Source organism: Hydrocarboniphaga effusa AP103 (genome assembly GCF_000271305.1).
Classification (GTDB): Bacteria; Pseudomonadota; Gammaproteobacteria; order Nevskiales; family Nevskiaceae; genus Hydrocarboniphaga; species Hydrocarboniphaga effusa.
In genome coordinates, this window is the sequence record NZ_AKGD01000002.1 from 540,001 (window position 1) to 564,978 (window position 24,978).

Genomic DNA, 24,978 nt, shown 5'->3' on the forward strand with positions numbered 1-24,978 from the left:
CCATGCTGCTTCATATTCCCAATGTTCTTTCGGCAGATCAGATTGCGCATATGCGCGGCGTGCTCGATCAAACCCAGTGGGAGGACGGGCGCGTCACGGCGGGGCCGCAGGCCGCGCAGGTCAAGCGCAATCTGCAGCTCACCGAAGAACATCCGGTGGCCCAGCAGCTCGGCGAGATCGTGCTCAAGGCGCTCGGGCGCAATGAAACCTTCTTGTCGGCCGCATTGCCGCACAAGGTTTTTCCGCCGCTGTTCAATTGCTACACCGGTGGCGGGCAATTCGGAATGCACGTCGATACGGCGGTGCGCGACGTGCGAACCAAAGGCCTGCGCGTACGCACCGATCTCTCGGGCACTTTGTTCCTGAGTGCTCCGGAGGAATACGACGGCGGCGAACTGGTGATGGAAGACACCTACGGAGCTCATGCGGCCAAGCTGCCGGCCGGGGATCTTGTCCTCTATCCATCGACCAGTCTGCACAAGGTCAATGCCGTTACGCGCGGCGCGCGCATAGCGAGCATCTTCTGGGTGCAGAGTCTGGTTCGCGAAGACTCGCAGCGGACCTTGTTGTTCGAAATGGATTCGGCGCTGCAAAAGCTCAACAAGACTTCGGCCGATCATGCCTCACTCGTCCAACTGACCGGCGTCTATCACAACCTGCTGCGCCGCTGGGCGGAGCTGTGAGCGGCGAGAGCGCATCGGCGTCGACCCACGGCGCCTTGGTCCGCAGCGCAAGACAGCAGGCGCGGCGCTCGTTCTGGCTGCGCCAGCTTACGCAGTGGCATTGGATCAGCGCGGCGATCAGCCTGATCGGCATGATCCTGTTCGCGGCCACCGGCATCACGCTCAATCACGCTTCGCAGATCAAGACTTCGCCGCAGGTCACCAAGCTGCATGGCGAACTGCCGATGGAGCTGCGCGCCCTGCTCGAGACACAGGCCGACGCGGGCGGCGCGCTGCCGGCGCTGCTGCTCGATTGGCTCGGCAAGGAGTGGTCGCTGCGCGGCGTCACGGGCAACCCCGAATGGTCGTCCGACGAGCTCTACGTTTCGATGCCGCGACCCGGCGGCGATGCCTGGCTCAGCGTCGACCTGGCCAGCGGCGAGATCGAGTACGAGCGCACCGATCGCGGCTGGATCTCGTATTTCAACGATCTGCACAAGGGCCGCAATTCGGGCCTGGTGTGGAGCTGGTTCCTCGATGTGTTTGCGGTCGCCTGCCTGATATTTTCGATCAGCGGTCTGTTCCTGTTGCAGCTGCACGCCAGACGCCGTGTCGGCACCTGGCCTTTCGTTGGCCTGGGCCTGCTGCTTCCGCTGCTTCTGGCCCTGCTGTTCATTCATTGACGTCATTTGATGCTACGAGCCCGACCATGAAATTGCCTTCCATGCGAACCCCTCTCTCCATCGCCGTCTGCGGGCTTTCGGCCGCGCCCGCGATGGCTGCCGATCTCGACGTCAGCGTGCAGATTCCGCAGCTCGACGTGGCCGAGTACCACCGTCCCTACGTCGCCGTCTGGCTCGAGCGCGAAGATCGCAGCGTCGCGAGCAACCTGGCGGTCTGGTACCAGCTCAAGCGCGGCGGCGGTCCGGGTGGGCCGGCCGCGGCTCCGGCGGGCGATGCGCCGAAGGGCCCGGGCGCGCAGGCCGGCGGCGGCGAAGGCGGAACCAAGTGGCTGCCCGATCTGCGCCAGTGGTGGCGCCGCACGGGACGTGAACTCTCGGTGCCGATCGACGGCGTGACCGGCGCGACGCGCCCGGTCGGCGAGCACAAGCTCAGCTTTTCCACCGGCAAGGCCCCGCTCGCCGAACTCGCGCCGGGCAAGTACAAGCTCGTCGTCGAAGCCGCGCGCGAAGACGGTGGCCGCGAACTCGTCGACATTCCGTTCGAATGGCCGGCGGCGGGCAAGCAGGAACTCAAGGCTGCCGGCAAGAGCGAGCTCGGCGCCATCACGCTGGCGATCAAGCCTTGAGCTGACGTTCGCAATCGATAGAGGAATCCACGACATGAAAAATCTGCTCAAGCATTTCACCGCCGGGCGCACGCTGGTCGCTGTCGCGCTGCTGCTGCCGATCGCCGCGCAGGCGCACAAGCCCTGGCTCGCGCCGTCCAAGACGACGCTGAGCGTCGGCCAGTGGGTCACCGTCGACGCCGGCGTCGCCACGCAGCCCTTCGTTCGCGATCACAATGCGCTGGCGCTCGACAACATGGTCATCACCGCGCCGGACGGCAGCACCGTGCAGCCCGAGAATCCTTCCAAGGGCAAGCTGCGCAGCAGCTTCGATCTGCAGCTGCAGCAGGCCGGCACGTACAAGATCGCGTTCGTGAACAGCAACGTCAGCGCGAGCTGGGAAGAAGACGGCAAGAACAAGCGCTGGCCACCGCGCGGTACGCCGTTTACTGCCGAAGGCTTCGCCAAGGAAGTGCCGAAGAAAGCCAAGAACCTCAAGGTCACGCAGATGAGCAGCACGCTCGCCACCTACGTGACGGCCGGCGCGCCGAACGACGGCGCGCTCAAGCCCGTCGGCAAGGGGTTGGAGCTCGTGCCGGTGACGGCGTTCACCGATCTCTACGTCGGCGAAGAAGCGACGTTCAAGCTGCTGCTCGACGGCAAGCCGGCTTCGGGAGTGGAGGTGGAAGTGATCGCAGACGGCGTGCGCTACCGCGACAGCATGGGTGAAGTGATCGTGAAGTCGGACGCGCAGGGCCTGCTCAAGCTCAACTTCACGCAGCCCGGCCTGCACTATCTGTCGGCCTCGGTTTCCGACAAGAACGCCGAGAAGCCCGCCACCGATCGCCGCACGAGCTACGCGGGCGTCTTCGACGTGCTGCCGCCCTGATCCGTTCGATGTCGCATGCGGCGCAATTGAAACTTTGAGTTCCTCGTGAGCCGCGTTCTGCTGCCGCCGCAGCTGTCCGCCGTCGCGCAGGCCGGTCCCGAAGCGGGATCGGTGGTGCGCCAGTTGCGCGGCGAGAGCATGGGCACGACCTGGAGCGTGTCGGTGTGCGCGCCACCCGAGCGGCTCGATGCCCTGCCGTTGCAGCGGCTGCTGCAGGCCGAGCTCGATGAGGTCGTCGAGCAGATGAGTCACTGGAAGCCCGACTCGCTGCTGTCGCGTTTCAACGACGCGCCTGCCGGCAGTACGCAGGTTTTGCCGGAAGCTTTCTTCGAGGTGCTGCGTTGCGCTTGCGAACTCGCACGCGCCAGCAACGGCGCCTACGATCCGGCCGCCGGCGCGCTCGTCGATGTCTGGGGCTTCGGCGCCAAACCGCGCGATGCGCTGCCGCCTTCGGCGCAGGAGATTCGCGAAGCGCTCGCACGCTGCGGCTGGCGGCGCCTGCGGCTCGACGAGCAGACGCGCTCGATCACGCAGCCCGGCGGTCTCGCGCTCGATCTGTCGTCGATCGCCAAGGGCTACGGCGTCGACCGGCTCTGCGAAGCCTTGCAGCGCCATGGCATCGCGCATCATCTCTGCGAAGTCGGTGGCGAGGTGCGCGGACAAGGCTGCAAGCCCGACGATCATCCGTGGTGGGTCACGCTCGAAGCCATTCCGGAGGCTCCGTTCGAGGCTCCGTGGCTGCTCGCGCTCGACGGCATCGCGGTCGCCACTTCGGGCGACTACCGTCGCTACTTCGAACAAGGCGAGCGCCGCTATGCGCACACGCTCGATCCGCGCAGCGGGTATCCGCTCAATCCGGCGCCCGCGGCCGTCAGCGTGGTGCATCCACGATGCATGCTTGCCGACGGCCTCGCCACCGTGCTGACCGCGCTCGGCCTGCAGGACGGCATGGCCTTCGCCGAGCGCGAAAACGTGGCCGCCTTGTTCGTCATGCGCAATGGCGCGAGCGGACGTTTCGATGAATATGCGAGCACGGCCTGGAGCCGGCTGCTCGAAGCTTGAGGTTTGCCAGGCGTGAAATTCGATAGAACGCAGGTCGGCACGACGATTCTGCTGCTGTTGCTCCTGATCGCCGCGATCGGCTTGTTCGGCCTGCAGCCCGGCGCTGCGCAGTGGATCGATCCGGGGCGCGAGCGCTGGCTCATCGCGCTCGGCGCCATCGCGCTGTATCTGCTGTTGTGCCTGGCCTTGTGGCGGCGTCGCCGCAAGGCGCATGAAGTCGCGTCCGATGCGAACTGGCTCGTCGTGTACGCGAGCCAGACCGGGCATGCGGAGCAGCTCGCCTGGCAGAGCGCGAAGGCGCTGCAGGCCGGCGGCGCGAGCGCCCGCGTGATCTCGATCCACGATCTCGATGCGCCGACCTTGCGTGCGGCGCCTCGCGCCTTGTTCGTCGCGAGCACGACGGGCGAAGGCGACCCGCCCGACGGCGCGCTGCGCTTCCTGCGCGAGGTGATGGCCCAGGACGCGCCGCTGGCGCTCGATTACGCCGTGCTCGCGCTCGGTGATCGCAGCTACAGCCAGTATTGCGGCTGGGGCCGCAGGCTCGATGCCTGGCTGCAGGAGCGCGGGGCGACGCCGCTGTTCGAGCGCATCGAAGTCGACAATGCGGATGCGATGGCGATCCAGAGCTGGCAGCAGCGCATCGAAGCGCTCGTCGGCGGCGAGCCGCTGGTCTGGAGCGAGCCCGAGTTCGAAAGCTGGACCTTGACCGAGCGTCGCGTGCTCAACGCCGGCAGCCTCGGGGCTCCGTGTTTTCACGTCGCGCTCGTCCCGCCCGCGAACACGCGCTGGCAGGCCGGCGACGTGCTCGCGGTGGAATTGCCGGTCGATCCGCCCGCGCAGCGTGATTACTCGATCGCCTCGATCGCAGCCGATGGTGCGGCGCATCTGCTGATCCGGCAGACGCGCAGGCCCGACGGCAGCATCGGCATCGGCTCCGGATTCCTGACGCAGCAGGCGTCGCTGCAATCCAGCGTGCGCGCGCGCGTGCGCCGCAATGCCACGTTTCATGCGCCGCTCGATGCGAGGCCGATGATCCTGGTCGGCAACGGAACCGGCATCGCCGGCTTGCGCGCCCTGCTCAAGGAGCGCATCGCCGCGCAGCACAAGGCCAACTGGCTGCTGTTCGGCGAGCGCCAGGCCGCGCACGATTTCCACTATCGCGACGAGCTGCTGAGCTGGCAATCGCAGGGCTCGCTGGCCGAACTCGATCTCGCGTTCTCGCGCGATGGCGCGCAGCGACGCTACGTGCAGGACGTGTTGCGCGAGCAGGCGCAGCGGCTGAGCGAATGGGTGGAGCAGGGCGCCGCGATCTACGTCTGCGGCAGCGCGCAGGGCATGGCGAGCGGCGTGCACGCCGCGCTCGTCGAGGTGCTCGGCGAAACACTGGTCGAGAAGCTGCGCGATGACGGCCGCTATCGGCGCGACGTCTACTGATCGCGGTTCTCGTCTCCTTCTCCCTCCGGCAGAGGTTGAGGGACTCTCACGGATAGTGAAGCCCGGCTATCACGGCACATCCCTCATCCGTCCCTTCGGGGCACCTTCTCCCGGAGGGAGAAGGCAAACGCATCAAGGCTGAACTTGTTGCGCGCCTTCGCCGGTTGCCGGCGCGCTGCCCGTTCCGCTCGGATCGGAGATGAAACCGATCTTGCTGACGCCGGCTTTCGAAGCCTCCGCCATCACCTGCGCGAGGATTTCGTAGCGCGTGTTGCGGTCGGCGCGAATGTGCAGCTCGGGCGAAGGCTCTTTCTGGCCGGCCTGCTGCAGGCGCGAGATCGCCTGATCGAGCGATACCGGCTGGCCGTCCCAGAAGATCTGCCCGGTTTCGTTGATCGCGAAGTCGATCTTGTCGGGCTCGGATTTGAGCACTTCGGAGCTCGCCTGCGGCAGGTTGATCTTCACCGCGTTGGTCAGCAGCGGGGCGGTGACGATGAAGATCACGAGCAGTACGAGCATTACGTCGATCAGCGGGACCATGTTGATCTCCGCCATCGGCGTTTTGTTGGGCGTGTGCCCGAAGCTTCCGAACGCCATCGCTCAGCTCCTTTAGTTGCCGGCCGTGGACTTGACCACGCGCACCGGCGGCGCGGCGACGAACTGCGCGCCGGTGGTCAGGAAGGCGTAGAGATCGTGTGCGAAGGTGTCGAGGCGCGCGAGCACCATGCGGTTCGAGCGCACCAGGAAGTTGTAGCCGAGGACCGCCGGAATGGCGACGCCGAGGCCGATGGCGGTCATGATCAGCGCTTCGCCGACCGGGCCGGCGACCTTGTCTAGCGAGCCCGAGCCGCTCATGCCGATCGCGAGCAGCGCGTGGTAGATGCCCCAGACCGTGCCGAACAGGCCCACGAACGGCGCGGTCGAGCCGACCGAAGCGAGCACGGTGAGGCCCGATTCCATCTTCGCGGTCTCCTCGTCGATCACCTTGCGGATCGTGCGCGTGAGGAACTCGGCCGCGCTGCCGGCCTCTTCGAGACGGCTCGCGCCGAAGCGCGCGTGGTGCTCGCGCGCGAAGATCGCGTGATGCGACAGATGCGAGAACGGCTCGTCGGCATGATGCTTGACGACCGCCTCCTGCACCTCGGTGAGATCCTTGGCGTTCCAGAAGAAGTTCAGGAAGCGCTCGCTGCGGCGGCGCTCGAGCGCCAGCCGAATGCTCTTGCTGACGATCAGATACCAGCTCGCCACCGACATCAGCACCAGCACGATGAGCAGGAATTTGGAGACGGCGTCGGATTGGCCGAGGAAGTGCTGAATGCCGAGGGATTGCGGTTCCATGACGTCGTTCTGGTTAGCGGATTGGCGGTTTAGTTGCGGGCAAGCGAGAAAACGATCGGGACGATCGCGATTCCGCGAACGGGCTTCTCGCCCATGCGCGACGGCGAGAACTTCCAGCGTTGTACCGCGCGGCGAGCCGCGTCGTCGAGTCGTGAGTAGCCGCTCGACTTGTCGACTTCCACGGTCAGCGCCTCACCGGTTTCGCTGACGAGCACGCGCAGCACCGCGGTGCCTTCCTCGTGCAGCCGCTTGGACATCGCCGGATAGGCCGGCGCCGGGTTCTGCAGATAGGCCATGTCGAAGCGCGGCGGCTCGGGCGCGGCTTCCTTGGGCGGCTCGGATTCGGAGGGCGGCGAATAGGCGGCGACCGGCTCGGCTTCGGCGGGCTCGTCGACGGGCGGGGGCGGGGCGATGATCGGATCGGCCACCGGCGTGGGCTTGGGCGAGGTCAGCAGCGGCTTGGGCTTGGGTTTCTCCACCGGCTTCGGTGGCGGTGGCGCGGGCGGCAGCGGCTCGGGCGGTTTCACCGGCTCGACCGGCTGGGTCAGCATGCTCACCGTCAGCACCTTCGGCTCCTCGACCGGCGGCGCGCTGTGCACCCAGTACAGCGCCGCGAACAGCGCAGCGGCATGCGCGCCGAGGACAGCGGCGAGCGACAGGCTGTTGAGCGGGCGATACGAAACAGAAGCGGCGGGCTGGGCGATCAACGCTGGGGAACCGACGGGTGTAACTGAGAATGATTCCCAAGTATAAGCAGTGGGGCCACTTAAATAAAGACAAGCATCCTCGAGGCATCGCATCATTCGCAGCGTTGAATGACGATCGGCCGACCCTGTCTCGGCCCAGAAGCGAAAAGCTCACCACCTGACAATCGAAGCAAGGCTCTACCGAGCTGAGGAGAGACGTAAATGGAACGCGCATTGACCCCGCTGGATTTCTTGCGCCGCGCCCGCAAGGTGCACGGAGCGCGCGAGGCCGTCGTCGACGAGAACGTCCGGCTCAGCTATTCGCAGTTCGGCGACCGCTGCGACCGCTGGAGCGCGACGCTGCAGCGCCTCGGCGTCGGTCAGGGCGACCGCGTCGCCACCATCGCGCCGAACACGCACCAGCATCTCGAGCAGTTCTACGCGGTGCCGCAGATCGGCGCCGTGATCGTGCCGATGAACTACCGGCTCACCGAAGAAGACTTCGTCTACATGGTCACGCACAGCGGCAGCAAGGTGCTCTGCGTGCATTCCGATTATCTGGACATGGTCGACCGCGTGCGCGACCGCATGGACTGCGTGCAGCATTTCGTCGCGCTCGAAGGCAGCAAGAGCGGCTGGCTGGATTACGCCAGCCTGGTCGAATCGAGCCCGGCCGATTTCGAGCGCGTCGAGATCCAGGAAACCGACCTGCTCTCGATCAACTACACGAGCGGCACGACGGCCCGTCCCAAGGGCGTGATGATCACGCATCGCAACGCCTGGATGAATTCCATCGCCACCATGGTCCACGTGCCGATGACGCCGGCGGAGCGCTACCTGTGGACCCTGCCGATGTTCCACGCCAACGGCTGGACCTTCACGTGGACGGTCACCGCGGCCGGCGGTGCGCACGTGTGCCTGCGCAAGGTCGATGCCTTGCAGATCTACCGGCTCTGCGAGGTCGAGCGCATCAGCATGCTCTGCGCGGCGCCGACGGTGCTGATCTCGATCGCCAACGGCCCGGCCGAAGAACGCGCACGCGTGAAGAAGGGCGTGCGTGTGCTGACCGCCGGCGCGCCGCCGGCCGCGGCGACCATCGAGACCATGGAGCAGGAGCTCGGCTGGACCATCACGCAGGTCTACGGCCTCACCGAGACCACGCCGTTCATCGCGATCTGCGAGGCGGTTCCGGAGCACGTCGGGCTCGGCGTGCGTGAGCGTGCGGTGATCAAGGCGCGGCAGGGCGTGGAGCTGATCGGCGCGGCCGAGCTGCGCGTGGTCGACGAGGCGATGAACGACGTGCCGCACGACGGCGAGACGATGGGCGAGATCGTCGCGCGCGGCAACGTGGTCATGAAGGGCTACTACCAGAACGAGGAAGCCACCGAGAAGGCCTTCGCGGGCGGCTGGTTCCACACCGGCGACGCGGCCGTGATCCATCCGGATGGCTACGTCGAGATTCGCGATCGCTTCAAGGACGTGATCATCAGCGGCGGCGAGAACATCTCGTCGATCGAAGTCGAGAGCGTGCTGCTGCGCCATCCGGCGGTGCTCGAAGTGGCGGTGGTCGGCATGCCGCATCCCAAGTGGGGCGAATCGCCGAACGCCTTCGTCGTGCTGCGTGCGGGCGCGCAGGCGACCGAGGACGAACTGATGGCCTATGCGCGGGACAACATGGCGCGCTTCAAGGCGCCGTCGAAGTTCCACCTCATTGCCGAACTGCCCAAGACCGCGACCGGCAAGATCCAGAAGTTCCAGCTGCGCGGCAGCCGGCCGGGCATCAGCGCGCAGTAGCGCGCGGCGACAGCCGGGCTGCGGAGCTCACACCGAAACGAGCGAGGTGGACAGCCCGCCGTAGCGCGTTTCGCCGCGCGCTCCGTAGCCTTCGCTGCGCACGCCCGGCAGCGTCGCGGGCTGCTGGGCCAGGTGCAGGTTCATCTGCATGCCGTTGGCCTTGTTCTGCGCCGCGCAGCGGCTCAGCAGCATCTCGAAATCCTGCAGCGGCAGATGCGTGGGCAGCGACTGCAGGCGCAGCAGGTTCTGCAGTTCGGCGAAGCCTTGCAGACGCGAGGCCTTCTCGCGGCTCAGCTGGAGCAGGGCCTGCGCATCGCGCGTGGCGACGGCGTGCTGCTCGGCGTCGAGCAGGTCGAGCATGCCGCGCAGGCTTTGCATGGCCCGGTCGAACAGCGTCTCGATCGGTGCGGACGTGTTCATCGCGCGTCTCAGGCCAGCGGCGGATTGGAGCCGAGCATCTTCGACGCGATGCGCTCCGGGTCGGCCTGGTAGCGGCCTTCGGCGATCGCGGCGCGCAGCGCGGCGACGCGCTGGCTGTCGAAAGCGGGCTCGCCGCCGATGGATTTCTCCAGGCTTTGCAATTGCATGGCGTCCCCCGTGATCCGCACCGTGTCGTCGCCGCGCGATCCGCTCGCCGAAGCCGGGGCCGCCGATGCGGTCGCCGGACGCGCCTGGCCGACGCGCTCGCCCGCGCCGGGCAGCATCGGCTTGATGCCGGAGGAGGAATCGATGGTGTTGCTCATGACCGGATCTCGAAAAGGCGTTGGGGCCGTCTGCAAGCCGTATCGGCGGATGGCGGCGGAACTTTAGGCGGCGTTACGCCGCGAGGAGTTGTTGCGGTCCCCTCTCCCGCGTGCGGGAGAGGGTGGCGCGACAGCGCCGGGTGAGGGAAGGCCCGGAGAGTGCGCCTTTGATCAAGCTGCCCTCTCTCCCCGCCTTCGGCGGGACTCTCTCCCGCAAGCGGGAGAGAGGAACGTCAACGGCACTGGCCAGCCGCTACAGCGGAACCTCCACCGATCCGTCCGCCAGCACGCGCCCCTGCACGAGCCGTCGCGAGCTCGTGTTCTCGACCGCGAGCCGATCGCCCGGGGCGGCGTCGGCCATCGCCTTGCCCTGGGCGCGGATTTCGAAGCTTCCGCTGCGCCCGACCAGGGTTACGGCTTCGCCGCGCTTGATCACCGTGGCCTTGGCGAGCGCGCCGGGCGTCAGCACCGCGCCAGCGGCGAGTGGACGCGACAGCACCAGGCCAGCGACCGCGGTCTGCTCGTCGACGTAGCCCTGGGGAAGCGTGGCGGTATCGCGGCGCTCGTTGCGCAGGTCGGCCGCGACCAGCATCGAGCCGGCCGGCAGGTTGCGCCTGGCCACGAGCACGTTTTGCGGCTGGCTCACGCGCACGGGCACGTAGAGCGTCCAGGACTGTGGCCCGGCGCAGCTGAGCGCGACGGTCCAGCGTGCGGTATTGCCGGCCTGGCCGCTGCGCGTTGCGTTCGGGGCGCTGGCGCAGGCCGGCAGCCGCACGCGCTCGTCGAGACGCTCGGCCGTTACCTCGGCGGCGCCGCCGAGCTGGGCGCGCACGTAGGCTTCGGCCGCAGCCTTGAGGCCCTCGACGGGCTGGAAGGCGGGTGGTGTCGCGGCCCAGGCCAGGCCCGGCAGCAACAGGCACGAGAGTAGGAGCGGGCAGCGCATCGGCGGCTCATCCGTTGATTTCGAACGGCTCGCCGGGGCAAGCGCCGTGCCCGCGATCGCGGAATGGGAAATCGGCGAGCTTGCCTTTAATGCAAGCCGGGCGCTCGGCACGTGCCCGGCGACGATGCCGCGCGACTCAGCGCATCGCCCGCATCAAGTTCGCGAGCCATCGGCCGATAGTGTCTGCAGACCGTTTCGACTGATGACCTGTGAGCGCCCATGGCCGCCGGACTGCTGGAACGCATCGAGGCACAAACCCAGCTGGCCGGTTTCAACCGGCTCGCGCTGCTGCTGTTCCGTCTCGACGGGCGTCAAATCTTTGGCATCAACGTACTCAAGGTGACGGCCGTGCAGCGGCGTCCGATGCTCACGCACATGGCGTCCTCGCATGCCTTCATCGCCGGCGTGGCCGAGGTGCGCGGGCAGGTGATTCCGGTCATCGACATGGCCCGCGCGCTCGACCGCGAAGGCGATGCGCAGGCCGCGCACCTGATCGTCTCCGAGTTCAACCGCAGCACGCAGGGCTTTCTCGTGCGTTCGGTCGAGCGCATCGTGCATGTCGACGTCGAGAAAGTGCGGCCCGCGCCGGAGGTCGAGCAGGGACCGAGCTACCTGACCGCGATCGCCGAGATCGGGGCGCAGCGCATCGAGATCATCGATGTCGAGCGCATCCTCGCCGAGGTGGTCGGCGACCTGCAGCAGGTGACGCGCGGCGCGTTCGATCCGGGCGCGATCGGCGCCGCGCTGCGCGGCCGCAAGGTGCTCGTCGTGGATGACTCGCGCGTCGCGCGTGCGCACATCGAGCGCGTGCTCGGCCAGCTCGGCATCGGCGCGATCGTCGTCAACGACGGCCGCCAAGCCCTGCAGGCCCTGCAGCGGCTCGCCGACGAGCCCGGCGGCCTGCACGACAAGCTGCTCATGGTGATCTCGGACGTCGAGATGCCCGACATGGACGGCTACCGGCTGACGACGGAAATCCGTCGGGACGCGCGGCTTGCGGGCCTGTTCGTGCTGCTGCATTCGTCGCTGTCGGGCACCTTCAACCAGGCCATGGTCAAGCGCGTCGGTGCCGACCAGTTCATTCCCAAGCTCAATGCGGACGAGCTCGCGCAAGGGATTCTGGCCCGGCTGGAGCTGTCGCAAGCCGCGTAAGCGAAGCCCTGGCACAGCGCTTGGAGTGATGCATCGTCATTCCCAGCGGAGCTCGCCATGGCGCTCGATCCACTCTTCGGCCTGCATTCGGCCGCGCTCGCGGTGCAGAAGCAGCGCATGGACGTGCTCGCAGGCAACATCGCCAATAGCGACACGCCCAACTTCAAGGCGCGCGACATCGATTTCGCGGCCACGCTCCGCGCGCAGCTCGGCGGCGGAGCGCAGGGCAACGAGGCGCTGCTGAAGACGCAAAGCACGCATCTCGATGCGCAATCGGGCGCGGACTCGCTGGCCGGCCTGGTCTGGCGCGTGCCCGTGCAGGGCAGCGTCGACGGCAACACCGTCGATACGCAGATCGAGCAATCCAGGTTCGCCGATGCGGCGCTGCATTACCAAGCCAGCCTCAACTTCATCGACGGCCGTGTGAAGGGCATGCTCACGGCCATCACGGGACAGTGACATGTCCTCGTTCCGCATCTTCGATATCACCGGCTCCGCGCTGTCCGCACAATCGGTCCGGCTCAACACGGTGGCGAGCAATCTCGCCAACGCCGACAGCGTCGCGGGCGATCCGTCGCAGGTTTATCGAGCGCACATGCCGGTGTTCAAGGCCGCGGCCGAACTCGGCGGCGAGAACACGCCGGGCGTGCGCGTGACCGATGTCGTGCAATCGCAGGCCGAGCCCGACAAGCGCTACGAACCCGGCCATCCGCTCGCCGATGCCGACGGCTACGTCTACGCGCCGAAGGTCAACGTGGTCGAGCAGATGGTCGACATGATCTCGGCTTCGCGCGCCTACCAAAGCAACGTCGAGCTCATGAACACCGCCAAGGATCTGGCCTTGCGCACGCTCTCGCTCGGACGCTGATCGTCATGGAGAACCTCGCATGAGCACGACCCCTCCGGTTGGCGGCAGCAACAGCGACTACTATTCGAGCCTCGGGCTTTCGTCGACTGCATCGGGCAAGAGCAGCTCGCTCGACCAGCAGGATTTTCTCAAGCTCATGACCGTGCAGATCCAGAACCAGGATCCGCTCAAGCCGATGGAGAACACCGAGTTCTTCAGCCAGATCGCGCAGTTCTCGACGGTCTCGGGCATCGACAAGCTGCAGACCGCGTTCTCCTCGCTCGCGACGCAGTTGTCGTCGAGCCAGTCGCTGCAGGCTGCCGCGCTGATCGGTCGCGAAGTGCTGGTCGAAAGCGGCGTCGGCGTGCTGGGCGACAACGGCCTGTCCGGAGCACTCGACATTCCGAGCAGCGGCCGTGTGAACCTGCAGATTCGCGATGCGAGTGGCGCCGTGGTGCGCACGATCGATCTCGGCACGCAGGCCGCGGGCCAGCTCGCCTTCAACTGGAACGGCAGCGATGCGCAAGGCAATGCGCTGCCGAGCGGGCTTTATCGAATCAGCGCGACGGTGTCGGGCAGCGGCGGCGCGTCGGTCGCGGCGACGACGTACGCGGTCGATCGGGTCAGCAGCGTCGCGCTCGGCCGCGATGGCCTCAACGTCGAACTCGCGGCGCTCGGCGAACTGCCGTTCTCCGGCGTGCTGCGCATCCAGTAAGTCATCAGGCCCGCTTCCACCCGACGTCATTTCCGTAACGGAGTCCAACCCCATGTCCTTCAACATCGCGCTCTCGGGCCTCAACGCGGCCACCGCCGATCTGGGCACCATTTCCAACAACATCGCCAATGCGAACACGACGGGTTTCAAGCAGTCGCGCACCGAGTTCGGCGATCTGTTCCGCCGATCGAGCTACGAAACCAACGGCGCGGCTTCGGGCGCCGGCGTGCAGGTGGCACGCGTCGCCCAGCAGTTCGATCAGGGCACCATCAACAACACCGGCAAGGCGCTCGACCTGGCGATCAGCGGCGATGGCTTCTTCACGCTGTCGGACAATGGTGCGCGTGTGTATTCGCGATCGGGCTCGTTCGGCACCGATCGCAGCGGCTACGTCGTCAATGCGGCCGGCCAGCGCCTGCAGGTGTATCCGCCGCAAGCCACCGGCACCACGTTCAACACCGGCCAGCTCGTCGACCTGCGGTTGTCGTCGAACACCAATCCGCCCGCGGCGACACGCAACATCGAAGCGGGCATCAACCTGCCTGCGAACGCGACGCCGCCGACCAGCAGCACGTTTTCGCCGACCGATTCCAACAGCTACAACAAGACCACGTCGATCACCGTCTACGATTCGCTCGGCTCTCCGCACACGGCGTCGCTGTATTTCGCCAAGACCGCGGACGCCGGAAGCTGGAACCTGTACACGACGATCGACGGCAACACGGTCGGCAATCCGGTCGCGCTGCAGTACGACTCCAGCGGCACGCTGACGACGCCGGCCAACGGCATCGCCACGCTCGATGCGATGCCGCTGTCCAACGGCGCATCGCCGCTGTCGCTGGCGCTCGACATCGGCTCCGCCACGCAGTACGGGGACAGTTTTTCGATCGGCACGCTCACGCAGGATGGTTACGCGACCGGTGAACTCGGCGGTTTGTCGGTGACCGAAGAAGGCATCGTGCAGGCGCGTTTCACCAACGGCCAGGTCACCAACGTCGGCCAGCTCGCGATGGCGAGCTTCGCCAATTCGCAGGGCTTGCAGGAGCTCGGCAATTCGTCCTGGGCCGAAACCTATGCGTCGGGGCAGGTGGTGCTCGGCGTCGCGGGTGGCCCCGGTTTCGGTGCCGTGCAGGCCGGCGCGCTCGAAGCGAGCAACGTCGATCTGACCGAGCAGCTCGTGAGCATGATGAGCGCGCAGCGCAACTATCAGGCGAACTCGCAGGTGATCTCGGCCACCGATCAGCTGTTGCAGCAGATCATGAACCTGCGTTGATGCGTTTCCGCTAGAGGCCTGCCATGGACAGAGCGCTATACGTCGGCATGACCGGTGCGATGCAGACCCTGCAGGCGCAAACGGTCAACAGCCAGAACCTCGCCAATGCCAGCACCACCGGCTTCAAGGCGCAGTTGCTGCAGGCGCAGGCGGTCGCAGTCGGCGGCGGGCTCGACAGCCGCGTCAACGTGCGCTCCGGCGAAGGCGGTTGGGATGCCAGCGGCGGCAGCTTGCAGCAGACCGGTCGCGATCTCGATATCGCGCTGCGCGATGGCGCCTGGCTCGCGGTGCAGGCGAGCGACGGCAGCGAGGCGTATACGCGGCGTGGCGATCTGCAGATCGATGCCTACGGCCAGCTCGTCACCGGGTCGGGGCAGCCGGTGCTCGGCGAGGGCGGACTCATGTCGATTCCGCCGGCGAGCTCGATCCACATCGCGGGCGACGGCACGGTGTCGATCGTGCCGCAGGGGCAGGGGCCCGAGGCCCAGGCCGTGATCGGCCGGCTCAAGGTGGTCGAGGGCACCGAGGCGCAATTGCAGCGTGGAGCCGACGGGCTCATGCGGGCGCGCCCGGGCGTGGTGCTGGACTCGGCTGCCGGCAACGTGGTGTCGAACGGGATGCTCGAAAGTTCGAACGTGAACCTGGCCGACACGATGGTGAACATGATTTCGCTGGCGCGGCAGTTCGAGTTGCAGACGCGGATCATGAAGACGACGGACGAGAATGCGCAGGCGGCGACGCAGGTGTTGCGGATGAGTTGAGGCGGGTGGGGATTCGCTCTGGTTTGGGTCTTTCGAAGGCGCGCTGACTTGCTTGTTCCTCTCTCCCGCGAGCGGGAGAGAGTCCCGCCGAAGGCGGGGAGTGAGGGAACACACCTTGTAAATTGCACACTGCCGAAGAGCGCTCCCTCACCCGGCGCTGACGCGCCACCCTCTCCCGCACGCGGGAGAGGGGACAGCAAGCCGCAGCGGCGATTTCTGCTGTTGCTGTTTGCTTTTGCCTCTGGGGCCCTGGTGACGCACCGAGCCAATCCGAGCAGGCCTCCGCGAAGCCCCCAGCAACCGCCCGCCTACCGAGCCTCCATCCAGGCCTTCCGGATCTTGCGCCCGCACAACACGCTGTCCCAGTACGCCCCAGCCCCCATCTTCTGCCGGGCCAGGATCCCGTAGGTCGTCTTGTCCTTCGAAATCCACGGATAGAACCCCATCGCGCCCGGGCTGCTGAACGCGCCATCGCCGATGCCGGGCGTGTCCTCGATCCAGTGATTGAGGCTGTAGTGCCAGGGCTCGCGGGCCGGTGATTCGGCGGCGCTCTCGCATTGCGTGCAGACCGGCTGGTAGCCGAGGAACTGCTTCAGCCGCAGCTGGCCCGAAATCACCTTGCGCAGGAAAGTCGCGAACTGGCTCGGGGTCGATTCCATGCCGCCGGCGAGCAGCGGCGTGCGGTAACTGAAGCCGATGTCCTTGCCGACGTAGCTCGTCACTTCGTCGGTGAGTTCGCGGGCGCTCAGGCGACCCAGGCCGAGCTGGCCCGCGAGGCGCTGGTCGTGGCCTCCGCCGTAGGCGAACTTGCCGATCAGCCCGCTGTCGCGCTCGCCGTTGGAACGCGAGCTCATGCAGGCATCGACGCTGCGCGAGAGCGCGCAGAACAAGGGATTGAACTTGGCATAGCCCGAGCGCATTTCGAGCGAGGCGACCTGCTCGGGCGTGGGCTGGTTGTTGCGGCCGATCTTCTCGAGCACGTAGGCGCCCCAGACGAACTTCGAGGCCGAGGCCACGCGCACGCTGGTGTCGGCCGTGTATTCGCCGCCGATCACGCCGCTGCCCTGCGGGCCGTTGACGTCGCCGATCTCCCAGTAGAAGTCGCCGAGCGAGCGGCACTGCGGGTCATCGGCGGCCACCGCCGCCGCAGCCTGCTGGCGGGCCTGGGGGCTTGCCGCCTGCGCCGGGCAGAGCGGGCCGGCGGCGAGCAGGGCGAGGAGCGGAAGCCATCGGGTCTGGGAGCGGACGTTCATGCATCTCCTTTCGTTGGAACGGTCAGGTGAGCCGCCGATGAGACGACCATCGACCATTACCCTCAATTAACACGGCGCTTGTGGAACTGTCTTGCATATTGCGTCCACGCGTCAGCCATCCGATTGCTGAGTGCGCTGTCCTCCGCCGCCGACACGAGGTCGGCACCCGGTCTCCGGAGCCCGTCATTCGCGCGTGTTTGGAAGGGACGATGGGGCTTTTCGACCATCGGCCGACTTAATCGCTCGTTTAGCCGGCGCCCGCCGCCAAAACGGCATCGCTCTTGCCTGGGCAAGCTCATATCGGTCTTTCAGAGCGCGATACAAGCCTCCGATTCGACAGGGAAGTTGTTCTTTACCGCAAGGAAAGCCGGGAGCGTATTGCCCAGATGAAGTTCGAACATCATGCTGCCAGCCTGGGCAGCTTTATCGAGGAAACCGTGCAATCGAATAGTGATCCGCGCTTTGTCAGCCGCCTCACCAAAAGTACGCTGGCCCTGGTCATGGCCGGCGGCCGGGGTTCCCGCCTCGGTCCGATGACCCAGTGGCGGGCCAAGCCCGCGGTACCGATAGCGGGCAAGTTCCGCATCATCGATTTCTCGCTCAGCAACTGCATCAACTCGGGCATCCGCCGCATCGGCGTGCTCACGCAGTACAAGAGCCATTCGCTGATCCAGCACGTCCAGAAGGCCTGGAACTTCCTCGGCGGCGAGTTCGGCGAGTTCGTCGAACTGTTGCCGGCGCAGCAGCGCATCGACGAGAACAGCTGGTACATGGGCACCGCCGACGCGGTGTACCAGAACATCGACATCATCCGTGCTCACGAGCCCAGCCACGTGCTGATCCTGGCCGGCGACCACGTCTACAAGATGGACTACGGCCGCATGCTCGCGCACCACGTCGAGAAGGGCGCGCAGATTTCGGTCGGCTGCGTCGAGGTGCCGGTCGAGGAGGCCACCGGCTTCGGCGTCATGCAGGTGGACAGCGACAGCCGCGTGGTCAAGTTCGCCGAGAAGCCCAAGAACCCCGAAGGCATGCCGGGCCGTCCGGACACCGCGCTGGCCTCGATGGGCATCTACATCTTCGACGCGGCCTATCTGCTCGAGCTGCTGACGCGCGACGCAGGCGCCACCATGTCGAGCCACGATTTCGGCCACGACATCATTCCGCACGCGATCAAGAACGATAAGGTCTACGCCTACGCGCTGCGCGACGTGCACGAGCCCGACAAGGCCGGCTACTGGCGCGACGTCGGCACCATCGACGCGTACTGGAAGGCCAACCTCGAGCTCTGCGACGTGGTGCCCGAGCTCAACCTCTATGACGAGGACTGGCCGATCTGGACGCACCAGAAGCAGACCCCGCCGGCCAAGTTCGTATTCGACGAAGAGGACATGCGCGGCTACGCGGTCAGCTCGATGGTCTCGGGCGGCGCGATCGTCTCGGGCGCCCAGGTCAAGAACTCGGTGCTGTTCACCAACGTCATCGTCGAACGCGGCAGCGTGGTCGAGGAGGCCGTGGTGCTGCCCAAGGTCAAGATCGGCCCCAACTGCAGGATCCGCAAGGCCGTCATCGACGAAGGCTGCGTGATTCCGGAAGGCACGGTGATCGGCTACGACGCCGAGGCCGACCGCAAGGCGTACACGATGTCGGCGGGTGGCGTGGTACTCGTCACGCCCGAAATGCTCGGACAGCCGCACATGGTGCGCTGAGCCGCCTGCGCTCTGCGCATCGAGAAAGTCCGCCATCGGCGGGCTTTCTCGTTTCAGCGCGCGGGCTCCATCTCGAGCCGCAGGCCCTGCACGACATCCACCCAGGACAGCAGCTTGAAGTTCTGCGCCTCGGGCGCGTTGTCTCCGTCCTGGGCGATGAACAGGCCTTGCGGGAAATCCGGGCCGAAATCGCCGAGCGCGAGCTCGATGCCATCGGTTTCCGAGGTGCCGTCGACGCCCTTGCCGTTGTCCGTGATCCGGAAGCGGCCGACCGGCGCGCCGTCTTCGAGCGCATAGACCGCGTATGACGAATCGCCCTGGCTCGATGCGACCAGATAGCCGCCGCGCTCGCCGACTGGCGCGAGCGCCAGGCCTTCGACATCGTCGACGAGCACGCGCTTGTCGACTTTCGCGAAAGGCTCGCCGCGGGTCGCGCCAGTGGGGCTCGCATCGAAGCGCCAGATGCCGACGTCTTCTTCGCCGACGTAGAGCATGCCCGTGCGATCGTCGACGACGCAGCCTTCGGACTGGCTCGCGAGCTGCAGTTCGCGCACCACGCTCGCGGCCGGCTGCGCGGCGGAGACATCGACCCGCAATTGAATGATGCGACCGCTCTTCTCGACCACGAACGCGAACAGCGCGCGATCGTTCGCACGCCGGTACAGGCAGAGCCCATAGGCTTCGCCGTTGCCCGCCGGCAGATTCGCAAGCTCCGTGAGTTTCTCGGTCTGCGGAGACAGCGCATAGAGCGCGAGCCTGGAATGCGTTTCGTCCGCGCGATCGCTCGCGGCGACGAGCACCGCATCGGCGCCGGCGATCTTGACGTCGCCGCGCAGATCGACGTTGTTGAGCCGCGACGAAGGCGCGAAGTCGCGCACCTGTCCATCGAGCCCGTAGACGTAGAGCCCGGCCTTCTTGTCGGTGGCGACGATCAGGCTCCTCGACGGATCGGCGGCGTTGCGCCAGATCGCCGGATCGTCGGCCGCGTCGTCGTGGGTCTTGACCGCGACGGTCTCGCGCACGGCGCCGATGCTCACGGTGCCCGCGATGGGCTCGATCGGGCCGCCGCTCGCGCAGGCGTAAAGTCCCAGGCTCAGCAGGGCCGACGGCAAGGCGCGCAGTGCAAACGAGGCGTTCATGCTCACTGTCCTTCCGCGGCGAAGCTGAAGCGCAGGCCGGCCTTGGCTGTCCACGAGTATTCCTCGAACTGCGAGAGGCGATCGCCACCGGCCGCGGTGCCGCGATAGGCGGCGCGGAACGGCTCGTCGCTCAGGTTGATGCCTTCGGCGAAAACCTGCAGCTGCGGCGTGATGCGATAGCGCGCGGTCAGATCGTACTGCAGGTGGCTCAGCACCCAGCGATCCTCGTCCGCGCCCGGAGACACTTCGTCGAGGTATTCGCTGCGATGCGTCGCCGCCAGACGCAGGCTGAAGCCGTGCTTCTCGTAGCCGAGCATGGCGTTGTAGACGGTCTTCGAGGTGCCCGGCAGCGCAATCTTGCGCTGGCCGTCTTCGGTATTGAACCGGCCTTCGGAATCGACGTAGGTGTAGTTCGCACCGACCAGCAATCCATCGAACGGCGCAGGCAGGAAGTCGAGCGCCTGCTGGTAGTTGAGCTCGACGCCGAATACCGTTGCCTTGTCGCCGTTGTCCGGCCGGCTCAGCTCATCGACGGGCGTGCCGTCATAGACAGTATCGCTGGCGTAGGTGGTGACGATGAAATCGTCGATCTGCTTGTAGAACGGTCCGACCTGCAGCACCGCGTTGCGGCCGAAATACCATTCGGCGGACAGATCGTAGTTCCAGGCCTTGTACGGATCGAGATCGGGATTGCCGAGTTCGGCCTCGTCGTTCTGCTCGACGAGGAAGCGCGGCGCCAGATCGGCCAGGTTCGGACGCACGAGGCTGCGGTAGACGCCGGCGCGCAGCACCACCTCGTCGCTCGCGTCGAAGCGGAGATTCAGGCTCGGCAGCACGTCGGTATAGCGGCGATCGCGCTTCTGCTCGGTTACGCTGACCTCGTCGTCTTCGGAGCGCTCGACCAGATTGCCGCGGATGTCGTCGCGCGTGTGCTCCACGCGCACGCCACCGACGAGCTTCCACTGCTGGGCGTCGAAGCTGCCCATGACGTAACCCGCGTAGATGTCCTCGCCGACCTTGTAGTCGGAGGAGTTCGAATCGAAGGCGCTGTCGGCTTCGTTGAGCACGAGATTGGCGCGATTGGCATTGAAGTAGCTGCGTGCGGCCGAATGCGCGACCGTGGGATTGATGCTCGCGAGCGCGTAGTCGACGCTCGTCTCGAGTCCGGCCAGCGTCGGCTTGTCGCCATCGACGACATCGTCGTAAGCATAGAGCCGCAAGTCGTAGGACTTGTCGCGGCTGCGCAGCTTGCCGCCGACCTTGAGCTGGGCGGTTCCGGCATCGAGATTGAAATCGCGCGCGATGTCGAAGCGCAGGCTGTTCTCGCGATCGACGCTCTTGCCGTGGTTGAGCTCGAACTTGTCGAACTCGTACTCCGCGGCATCGTTGAACAGCGCGGGGTCGGAAACGCCGAAGCCCGGCTTCAGGCCGTTGAGCCCGTTCGTCGTGACCGTCAGTTCGCCGGCGTCCTTGAAGTCGCGCTTGAAGTTCGAGTAGAGCGCGTTCGGCTCCTTCTCGTGTGCGCGCGAAGTGCTGGCCATGTAGTCGAACGTCCACGGACCCTTGTACGTCTTGCCGCCGGCGACGATCGAGTAGACGTCCTGCGTCTCCTTGCGATCCTTCATCTCGCGCTCGGCGCTGATCTCTCGTTCCTGGTCTTCATCGGAGGCGAATTCCGCGCTGCTGGCATCGCCGCCGACAGGATCGCCATCGAAGCCGAGAACCAGCCGCGAGCGATACTCCTGATCCTCGAAGGACGACACCAGCCCGCGCAGATACAAGTCGGTGCTCTCGCTTGCACGATAGTCGAGCGAGAGCGAGCCGCTGAGGCGCTTGCGGGTGACGTCGTAGTTGCGAAAATCAAACTCGTCCGCGTACGCGACACCGTCATCGGTCTGGTCCCAGCCGCTGGCTTCGACGCCTTCGGAGCCGAAGCGGCGATCGTAGTACGACAGGCCCGCAGCCACGCCGAGCCTGCCGCCGTAGACGTCGGAGAAATTCACCGAAGCCTTGGGCGACCACTGATCGGTCTGTTCGTTGTAGGCGCCTTCGACGGTGGCGCCGAAGAAACGGCCCTTGCGATCGAAAGCGCTGGTGGTGTTGATTTCGACCGAGCCGCCGATGGTGTCGCCGTCCATGTCCGGCGTGAGCGTCTTCTTGATCTCGATCGACTCGATCTGGTCGGACGAGATCGTGTCGAGCGGCATCGAGCGGTTGTCGGATTCGGGCGAGGGCACGCGCGCACCATTGACGGACACCGCGTTGAGGTTCGGGTCGAGGCCGCGCAGGACGATGAAGCGGCCTTCTCCCTGATCGTTCTGCACCGACATGCCCGGCACGCGGCGCAGCGATTCGGCGACGTTCTGGTCCGGGAACTGGCCGATGCCGTCGCGCGTGAGCACGCTCTGCACGCCGTCGGCCGCACGCTGGCGCGACAGCGCGCTGGCCTGGTTGGCGAACTGGCCGACGACGAGAATCTCGTCGACCGCGCCGATCTGGATATTCGCCTCGGTCGATGCGTCGCCGCCGATGTCGATCGGCAGTTCGACCGGATCGGCGCCGACGTAATTCGCGCGCAGCACGAAATGGCCGTTCGGCACGTCGGCGAAGCGGAAGCGCCCGTCGGGGCCCGATTGCGTGCGGCGACCGAGCTCGACGATCTCGATCTCGGCGCTGCGCAGCGATTTGACTCCGCTGGCGTCGCTCACGCGGCCGACGAGTTCGCCGGCGCTCGCGCTTGCGGACAGCACGCACCACACCGCGCCCGACGCCATGACCAGACGGCGTGGGTGCTTGGTCGACACTTCCATTTTGCGTATCCCCATGATCGAGACGATCGAAGGGCGCGCAGGCTAGGGAGCGCCTGTGTCAGTTCAATAAAGCGCGCGTGTCAGTTCGATGACGCGCAATGGCGACAGGGACTTGGGCGATGCGACGACGTCTCCGCTGCCGCGGTGTTCGGCTGAAGCTGGCGGCGGCCGCTCAGGCCGCCAGGCGGCGCGTGTCGGCCAGGCCCGGCAGCAGCGGCGGCATGAGCTCGTGCGGCGCGGCGGATTCGGCTTCGATCGGCGCCGGCAGGCTGCGGATGCAGTGTTCGCCGACGCTGCCGAGGTAGCAGTAGTAGTCGTCTTCGACGAGCAGGGTCACGAAGGCCTTGGCGCTCTCGAAGCGATCGATCGCCCGGTACAGCGCCTCCTCGGCAAGGCCTTGCTGGCGCCAGTCGCGTTCGAGGTCCGACAGGCGCAGACGGCTGCCGGCGCGCACCACCGCATGACGCTGAAAAATTCTCAGGATCGTCAGTTCGGACACAATCTGGTGATACAGCATCGGCACCCTCCGGTTGGTGTTCACCGCTGCGTACCGAGCAACAGCGGTGCCGTTTTTTGCGCCTGCCGCATCGCAGCGGCCGCATGCGGACGAACGGCGCGGCGTTCGGGGATAAGCGGTGTAAACCCGATTTCCCCTGTAGGCCGCGTCACATCGGGCGGCCCGCGTCTCAGACCTTGAGCCGGTATCCGGTCCGGAATATCCAGGCCAGCAGCACCAGGCACAGCAGCATGAAGGCTGCGGTCATGGTCAGGCTCAGGCCGATGCTCACGTCGGCCACGCCGTAGAAGCTCCAGCGGAATCCGTTGACGAGATAGACCACCGGGTTCAGCAGCGCCACCTTCTGCCAGAACGGCGGCAGCATGCTGATCGAGTAGAAGCTGCCGCCGAGGAAAGTCAGCGGCGTGACGATCAGCATCGGCACGATCTGCAGCTTCTCGAAACCGTCGGCCCAGACGCCGATGATGAAGCCGAACAGGCAGAAGGTCACCGAGATCAGCATCAGGAACAACACCATCCAGACCGGATGCTCGATGTGGTAGTCGACGAACAGGCGCGCGGTGGCGAGGATGATGAGCCCGAGCATCATCGACTTGGTGGCGGCCGCGCCGACGTAGCCGAGCAGCGTCTCGACCATCGAGATCGGCGCCGACAGCACCTCGTAGATGGTGCCCGTGAACTTGGGCATGTAGATGCCGAAGCTCGCGTTGGAAATGCTCTCGGTCAGCACCGACAGCATGATCAGGCCCGGCACGATGAAGGCGCCGTAGCTGACGCCGTCGATGTTGGCCATGCGCGAGCCGATCGCCGAGCCGAACACGATGAAGTACAGCGAGGTGGAGATCACCGGCGTGGCCAGGCTCTGGCCGAGCGTGCGGAACCAGCGCGACAGCTCGAAGCGGTAGATCGCGCGGATGGCGTAGGTGTTGATGCTCATGCTTTCTCCGCTGTGCGCTGCGACACCAGGCTCACGAAGATGTCTTCGAGCGAGCTCTCGTCGGTTCTCAGATCCTTGAAGTCGATGCCGCGCTCGCCGAGCTTGCGCATCAGCCGGGCGATGCCGCTGTCGTCCGCGGCGGCGTCGAAGCTGTAAGTGAGCTTGCCGCCGTCGGCCGACAGCTCCAGCGCCCAGTCGGCGAGCTCGGGCGGAATGCTCGCCAGCGGGCTTTGCAGCTTGAGCGTGAGCTGCTTCTTGCCGAGCTTCTGCATCAGGGTCTGCGTTTCTTCGACGAGCACGATCTGCCCGTGGTTGATCACGCCGATGCGATCGGCCATCTGCTCGGCTTCTTCGATGTAATGCGTGGTCAGGATGATGGTCACGCCGCGCTCGCGCAGGCCGCGCACGAGCTGCCACATGTCGCGGCGCAGCTCCACGTCGACGCCGGCCGTGGGCTCATCGAGGAACAGGATGTCCGGCTCGTGCGAAAGCGCCTTGGCGATCATCACGCGCCGCTTCATGCCGCCCGAGAGCTGCATGATCTTGCTGCCGCGCTTCTCCCACAGCGACAGGTCGCGCAGCACTTGCTCGACGAGCTTGTCGTTGCGCGGCTTGCCGAACAGGCCGCGGCTGAAACGCACGGTGTCCCAGACGGTTTCGAAGGCGTCGGTCGACAGCTCCTGCGGAACCAGGCCGATCAGGCTGCGGGCGGCGCGAAAGTCGCGCACCACGTCGTGGCCATCGGCCAGCACGGTGCCGGTGCTGGGCCGCGCGACGCCGCAGACGATGCTGATCAGAGTGGTCTTGCCGGCCCCGTTGGGACCGAGCAGGGCGAAGATCTCGCCGCGCCGGATCGACAGGTCCACGCCCTTGAGCGCCTGGAAGCCCGAGGCGTAAGTCTTGGTCAGCCCCGAGATCGAAATGATGGTCTCGGCGACGCCGGTATTGCCGGTGGTCATGCGGCTCCTTTTGTTCTTGCGCGGGCCGGTCGATCGCTCTGCCCGCTGGTCGGGGCTCTATGGAGAC

26 protein-coding genes are annotated in these 24,978 nt (G+C 66.3%); 14 read left to right on the forward strand and 12 right to left on the reverse strand.

Annotation, left to right across the window (positions count from 1 at the left end; genetic code table 11):
• Positions 1 to 2: 2 nt before the first annotated feature.
• The 6 genes from WQQ_RS13810 to WQQ_RS13835 all read left to right on the forward strand — a co-directional run bounded on the left by WQQ_RS13810 (position 3) and on the right by WQQ_RS13835 (position 5,335).
• Entirely contained in the window at positions 3 to 683 is a 681-nt protein-coding gene (locus WQQ_RS13810; RefSeq protein WP_040454159.1) for a Fe2+-dependent dioxygenase, read from the forward strand.
• A gap of 35 nt (positions 684 to 718) precedes the next feature.
• Entirely contained in the window at positions 719 to 1,345 is a 627-nt protein-coding gene (locus WQQ_RS13815; protein WP_040454485.1) for a PepSY-associated TM helix domain-containing protein, read from the forward strand.
• A gap of 41 nt (positions 1,346 to 1,386) precedes the next feature.
• Positions 1,387 to 1,971: a DUF2271 domain-containing protein gene (locus WQQ_RS13820; protein WP_040454487.1), complete on the forward strand. Its 585-nt coding sequence runs from the start codon at positions 1,387 to 1,389 to the stop codon at positions 1,969 to 1,971.
• 34 nt (positions 1,972 to 2,005) lie between these two features.
• Positions 2,006 to 2,839, forward strand: coding sequence for a DUF4198 domain-containing protein (locus WQQ_RS13825; protein ID WP_007185829.1), 834 nt, complete (start codon positions 2,006 to 2,008; stop codon positions 2,837 to 2,839).
• A gap of 45 nt (positions 2,840 to 2,884) precedes the next feature.
• A complete protein-coding gene (locus WQQ_RS13830; protein ID WP_007185830.1) occupies positions 2,885 to 3,901 on the forward strand; it encodes an FAD:protein FMN transferase in 1,017 nt (338 codons plus the stop codon).
• A gap of 114 nt (positions 3,902 to 4,015) precedes the next feature.
• Positions 4,016 to 5,335, forward strand: coding sequence for a sulfite reductase subunit alpha (locus tag WQQ_RS13835; RefSeq protein ID WP_040454491.1), 1,320 nt, complete (start codon positions 4,016 to 4,018; stop codon positions 5,333 to 5,335).
• A gap of 132 nt (positions 5,336 to 5,467) precedes the next feature.
• Here the strand turns inward: WQQ_RS13835 and WQQ_RS13840 are convergent, their stop codons facing one another.
• From WQQ_RS13840 to WQQ_RS13850, 3 genes are read right to left on the reverse strand one after another with little or no spacing between them, the layout of a single operon-like run.
• Entirely contained in the window at positions 5,468 to 5,932 is a 465-nt protein-coding gene (locus WQQ_RS13840; protein WP_007185832.1) for an ExbD/TolR family protein, read from the reverse strand.
• Between the two features lie 12 nt (positions 5,933 to 5,944).
• Complete coding sequence (locus tag WQQ_RS13845) at positions 5,945 to 6,673, reverse strand: MotA/TolQ/ExbB proton channel family protein (protein ID WP_007185833.1); 729 nt, start codon at positions 6,671 to 6,673, stop codon at positions 5,945 to 5,947.
• Between the two features lie 29 nt (positions 6,674 to 6,702).
• Positions 6,703 to 7,380 (reverse strand): energy transducer TonB, encoded by a 678-nt coding sequence (locus WQQ_RS13850; RefSeq protein WP_007185834.1) that lies wholly within the window; start codon positions 7,378 to 7,380, stop codon positions 6,703 to 6,705.
• A 201-nt stretch (positions 7,381 to 7,581) separates the two neighbouring features.
• Here WQQ_RS13850 and WQQ_RS13855 point away from each other — a divergent pair, with 201 nt between their 5' ends.
• Positions 7,582 to 9,153 (forward strand): long-chain-fatty-acid--CoA ligase, encoded by a 1,572-nt coding sequence (locus tag WQQ_RS13855; RefSeq protein ID WP_007185835.1) that lies wholly within the window; start codon positions 7,582 to 7,584, stop codon positions 9,151 to 9,153.
• A gap of 27 nt (positions 9,154 to 9,180) precedes the next feature.
• On the opposite strand, the gene WQQ_RS13860 is transcribed toward WQQ_RS13855, so the two are convergent.
• The 3 genes from WQQ_RS13860 to flgA form a co-directional block, all read right to left on the reverse strand.
• A complete protein-coding gene (locus WQQ_RS13860; protein ID WP_007185836.1) occupies positions 9,181 to 9,573 on the reverse strand; it encodes a hypothetical protein in 393 nt (130 codons plus the stop codon).
• Between the two features lie 8 nt (positions 9,574 to 9,581).
• Entirely contained in the window at positions 9,582 to 9,896 is a 315-nt protein-coding gene (gene flgM / locus WQQ_RS13865) for a flagellar biosynthesis anti-sigma factor FlgM (RefSeq protein ID WP_050997693.1), read from the reverse strand.
• Between the two features lie 253 nt (positions 9,897 to 10,149).
• Complete coding sequence (flgA, locus tag WQQ_RS13870) at positions 10,150 to 10,839, reverse strand: flagellar basal body P-ring formation chaperone FlgA (RefSeq protein WP_007185839.1); 690 nt, start codon at positions 10,837 to 10,839, stop codon at positions 10,150 to 10,152.
• 219 nt (positions 10,840 to 11,058) lie between these two features.
• Here flgA and WQQ_RS13875 point away from each other — a divergent pair, with 219 nt between their 5' ends.
• Genes WQQ_RS13875 through WQQ_RS13900 form a run of 6 tightly spaced genes read left to right on the forward strand, consistent with a single transcriptional unit; the run spans position 11,059 to position 15,587 of the window.
• Complete coding sequence (locus WQQ_RS13875; RefSeq protein WP_007185840.1) at positions 11,059 to 11,991, forward strand: chemotaxis protein; 933 nt, start codon at positions 11,059 to 11,061, stop codon at positions 11,989 to 11,991.
• 57 nt (positions 11,992 to 12,048) lie between these two features.
• The gene (gene flgB, locus WQQ_RS13880) at positions 12,049 to 12,450 is read left to right on the forward strand and encodes a flagellar basal body rod protein FlgB (RefSeq protein ID WP_007185841.1); all 402 of its coding nucleotides are present in this window, start codon (positions 12,049 to 12,051) and stop codon (positions 12,448 to 12,450) included.
• A 1-nt stretch (position 12,451) separates the two neighbouring features.
• Complete coding sequence (flgC, locus tag WQQ_RS13885; RefSeq protein WP_007185842.1) at positions 12,452 to 12,859, forward strand: flagellar basal body rod protein FlgC; 408 nt, start codon at positions 12,452 to 12,454, stop codon at positions 12,857 to 12,859.
• Between the two features lie 19 nt (positions 12,860 to 12,878).
• A complete protein-coding gene (locus WQQ_RS13890) occupies positions 12,879 to 13,553 on the forward strand; it encodes a flagellar hook assembly protein FlgD (RefSeq protein ID WP_007185843.1) in 675 nt (224 codons plus the stop codon).
• Positions 13,554 to 13,605: 52 nt separating this feature from the next.
• Positions 13,606 to 14,826 (forward strand): flagellar hook protein FlgE, encoded by a 1,221-nt coding sequence (flgE, locus tag WQQ_RS13895; RefSeq protein WP_007185844.1) that lies wholly within the window; start codon positions 13,606 to 13,608, stop codon positions 14,824 to 14,826.
• A 23-nt stretch (positions 14,827 to 14,849) separates the two neighbouring features.
• Positions 14,850 to 15,587 (forward strand): flagellar basal body rod protein FlgF, encoded by a 738-nt coding sequence (locus WQQ_RS13900; protein ID WP_007185845.1) that lies wholly within the window; start codon positions 14,850 to 14,852, stop codon positions 15,585 to 15,587.
• A gap of 308 nt (positions 15,588 to 15,895) precedes the next feature.
• Here the strand turns inward: WQQ_RS13900 and WQQ_RS13905 are convergent, their stop codons facing one another.
• Entirely contained in the window at positions 15,896 to 16,840 is a 945-nt protein-coding gene (locus WQQ_RS13905) for a hypothetical protein (RefSeq protein WP_007185846.1), read from the reverse strand.
• A 437-nt stretch (positions 16,841 to 17,277) separates the two neighbouring features.
• Between WQQ_RS13905 and glgC the strand changes: the two genes are divergently transcribed.
• Complete coding sequence (gene glgC, locus WQQ_RS13910; protein WP_040454497.1) at positions 17,278 to 18,549, forward strand: glucose-1-phosphate adenylyltransferase; 1,272 nt, start codon at positions 17,278 to 17,280, stop codon at positions 18,547 to 18,549.
• A 53-nt stretch (positions 18,550 to 18,602) separates the two neighbouring features.
• Here the strand turns inward: glgC and WQQ_RS13915 are convergent, their stop codons facing one another.
• The 5 genes from WQQ_RS13915 to WQQ_RS13935 form a co-directional block, all read right to left on the reverse strand.
• Positions 18,603 to 19,688: a phytase gene (locus tag WQQ_RS13915; protein WP_007185848.1), complete on the reverse strand. Its 1,086-nt coding sequence runs from the start codon at positions 19,686 to 19,688 to the stop codon at positions 18,603 to 18,605.
• A 2-nt stretch (positions 19,689 to 19,690) separates the two neighbouring features.
• Positions 19,691 to 22,498, reverse strand: a complete 2,808-nt coding sequence (locus tag WQQ_RS13920) for a TonB-dependent receptor (RefSeq protein WP_007185850.1) — start codon at positions 22,496 to 22,498, stop codon at positions 19,691 to 19,693.
• Positions 22,499 to 22,670: 172 nt separating this feature from the next.
• On the reverse strand, positions 22,671 to 23,015 hold the full coding sequence (locus WQQ_RS13925) for a hypothetical protein (RefSeq protein WP_007185851.1): 345 nt from the start codon (positions 23,013 to 23,015) through the stop codon (positions 22,671 to 22,673).
• A gap of 169 nt (positions 23,016 to 23,184) precedes the next feature.
• Positions 23,185 to 23,946 carry an ABC transporter permease gene (locus WQQ_RS13930; RefSeq protein WP_040454499.1) on the reverse strand — a complete coding sequence of 254 codons (762 nt, stop codon included), beginning with the start codon at positions 23,944 to 23,946 and terminating at the stop codon, positions 23,185 to 23,187.
• A gap of 2 nt (positions 23,947 to 23,948) precedes the next feature.
• Entirely contained in the window at positions 23,949 to 24,911 is a 963-nt protein-coding gene (locus WQQ_RS13935; protein WP_007185853.1) for an ABC transporter ATP-binding protein, read from the reverse strand.
• Between the last annotated feature and the right edge of the window lie 67 nt (positions 24,912 to 24,978).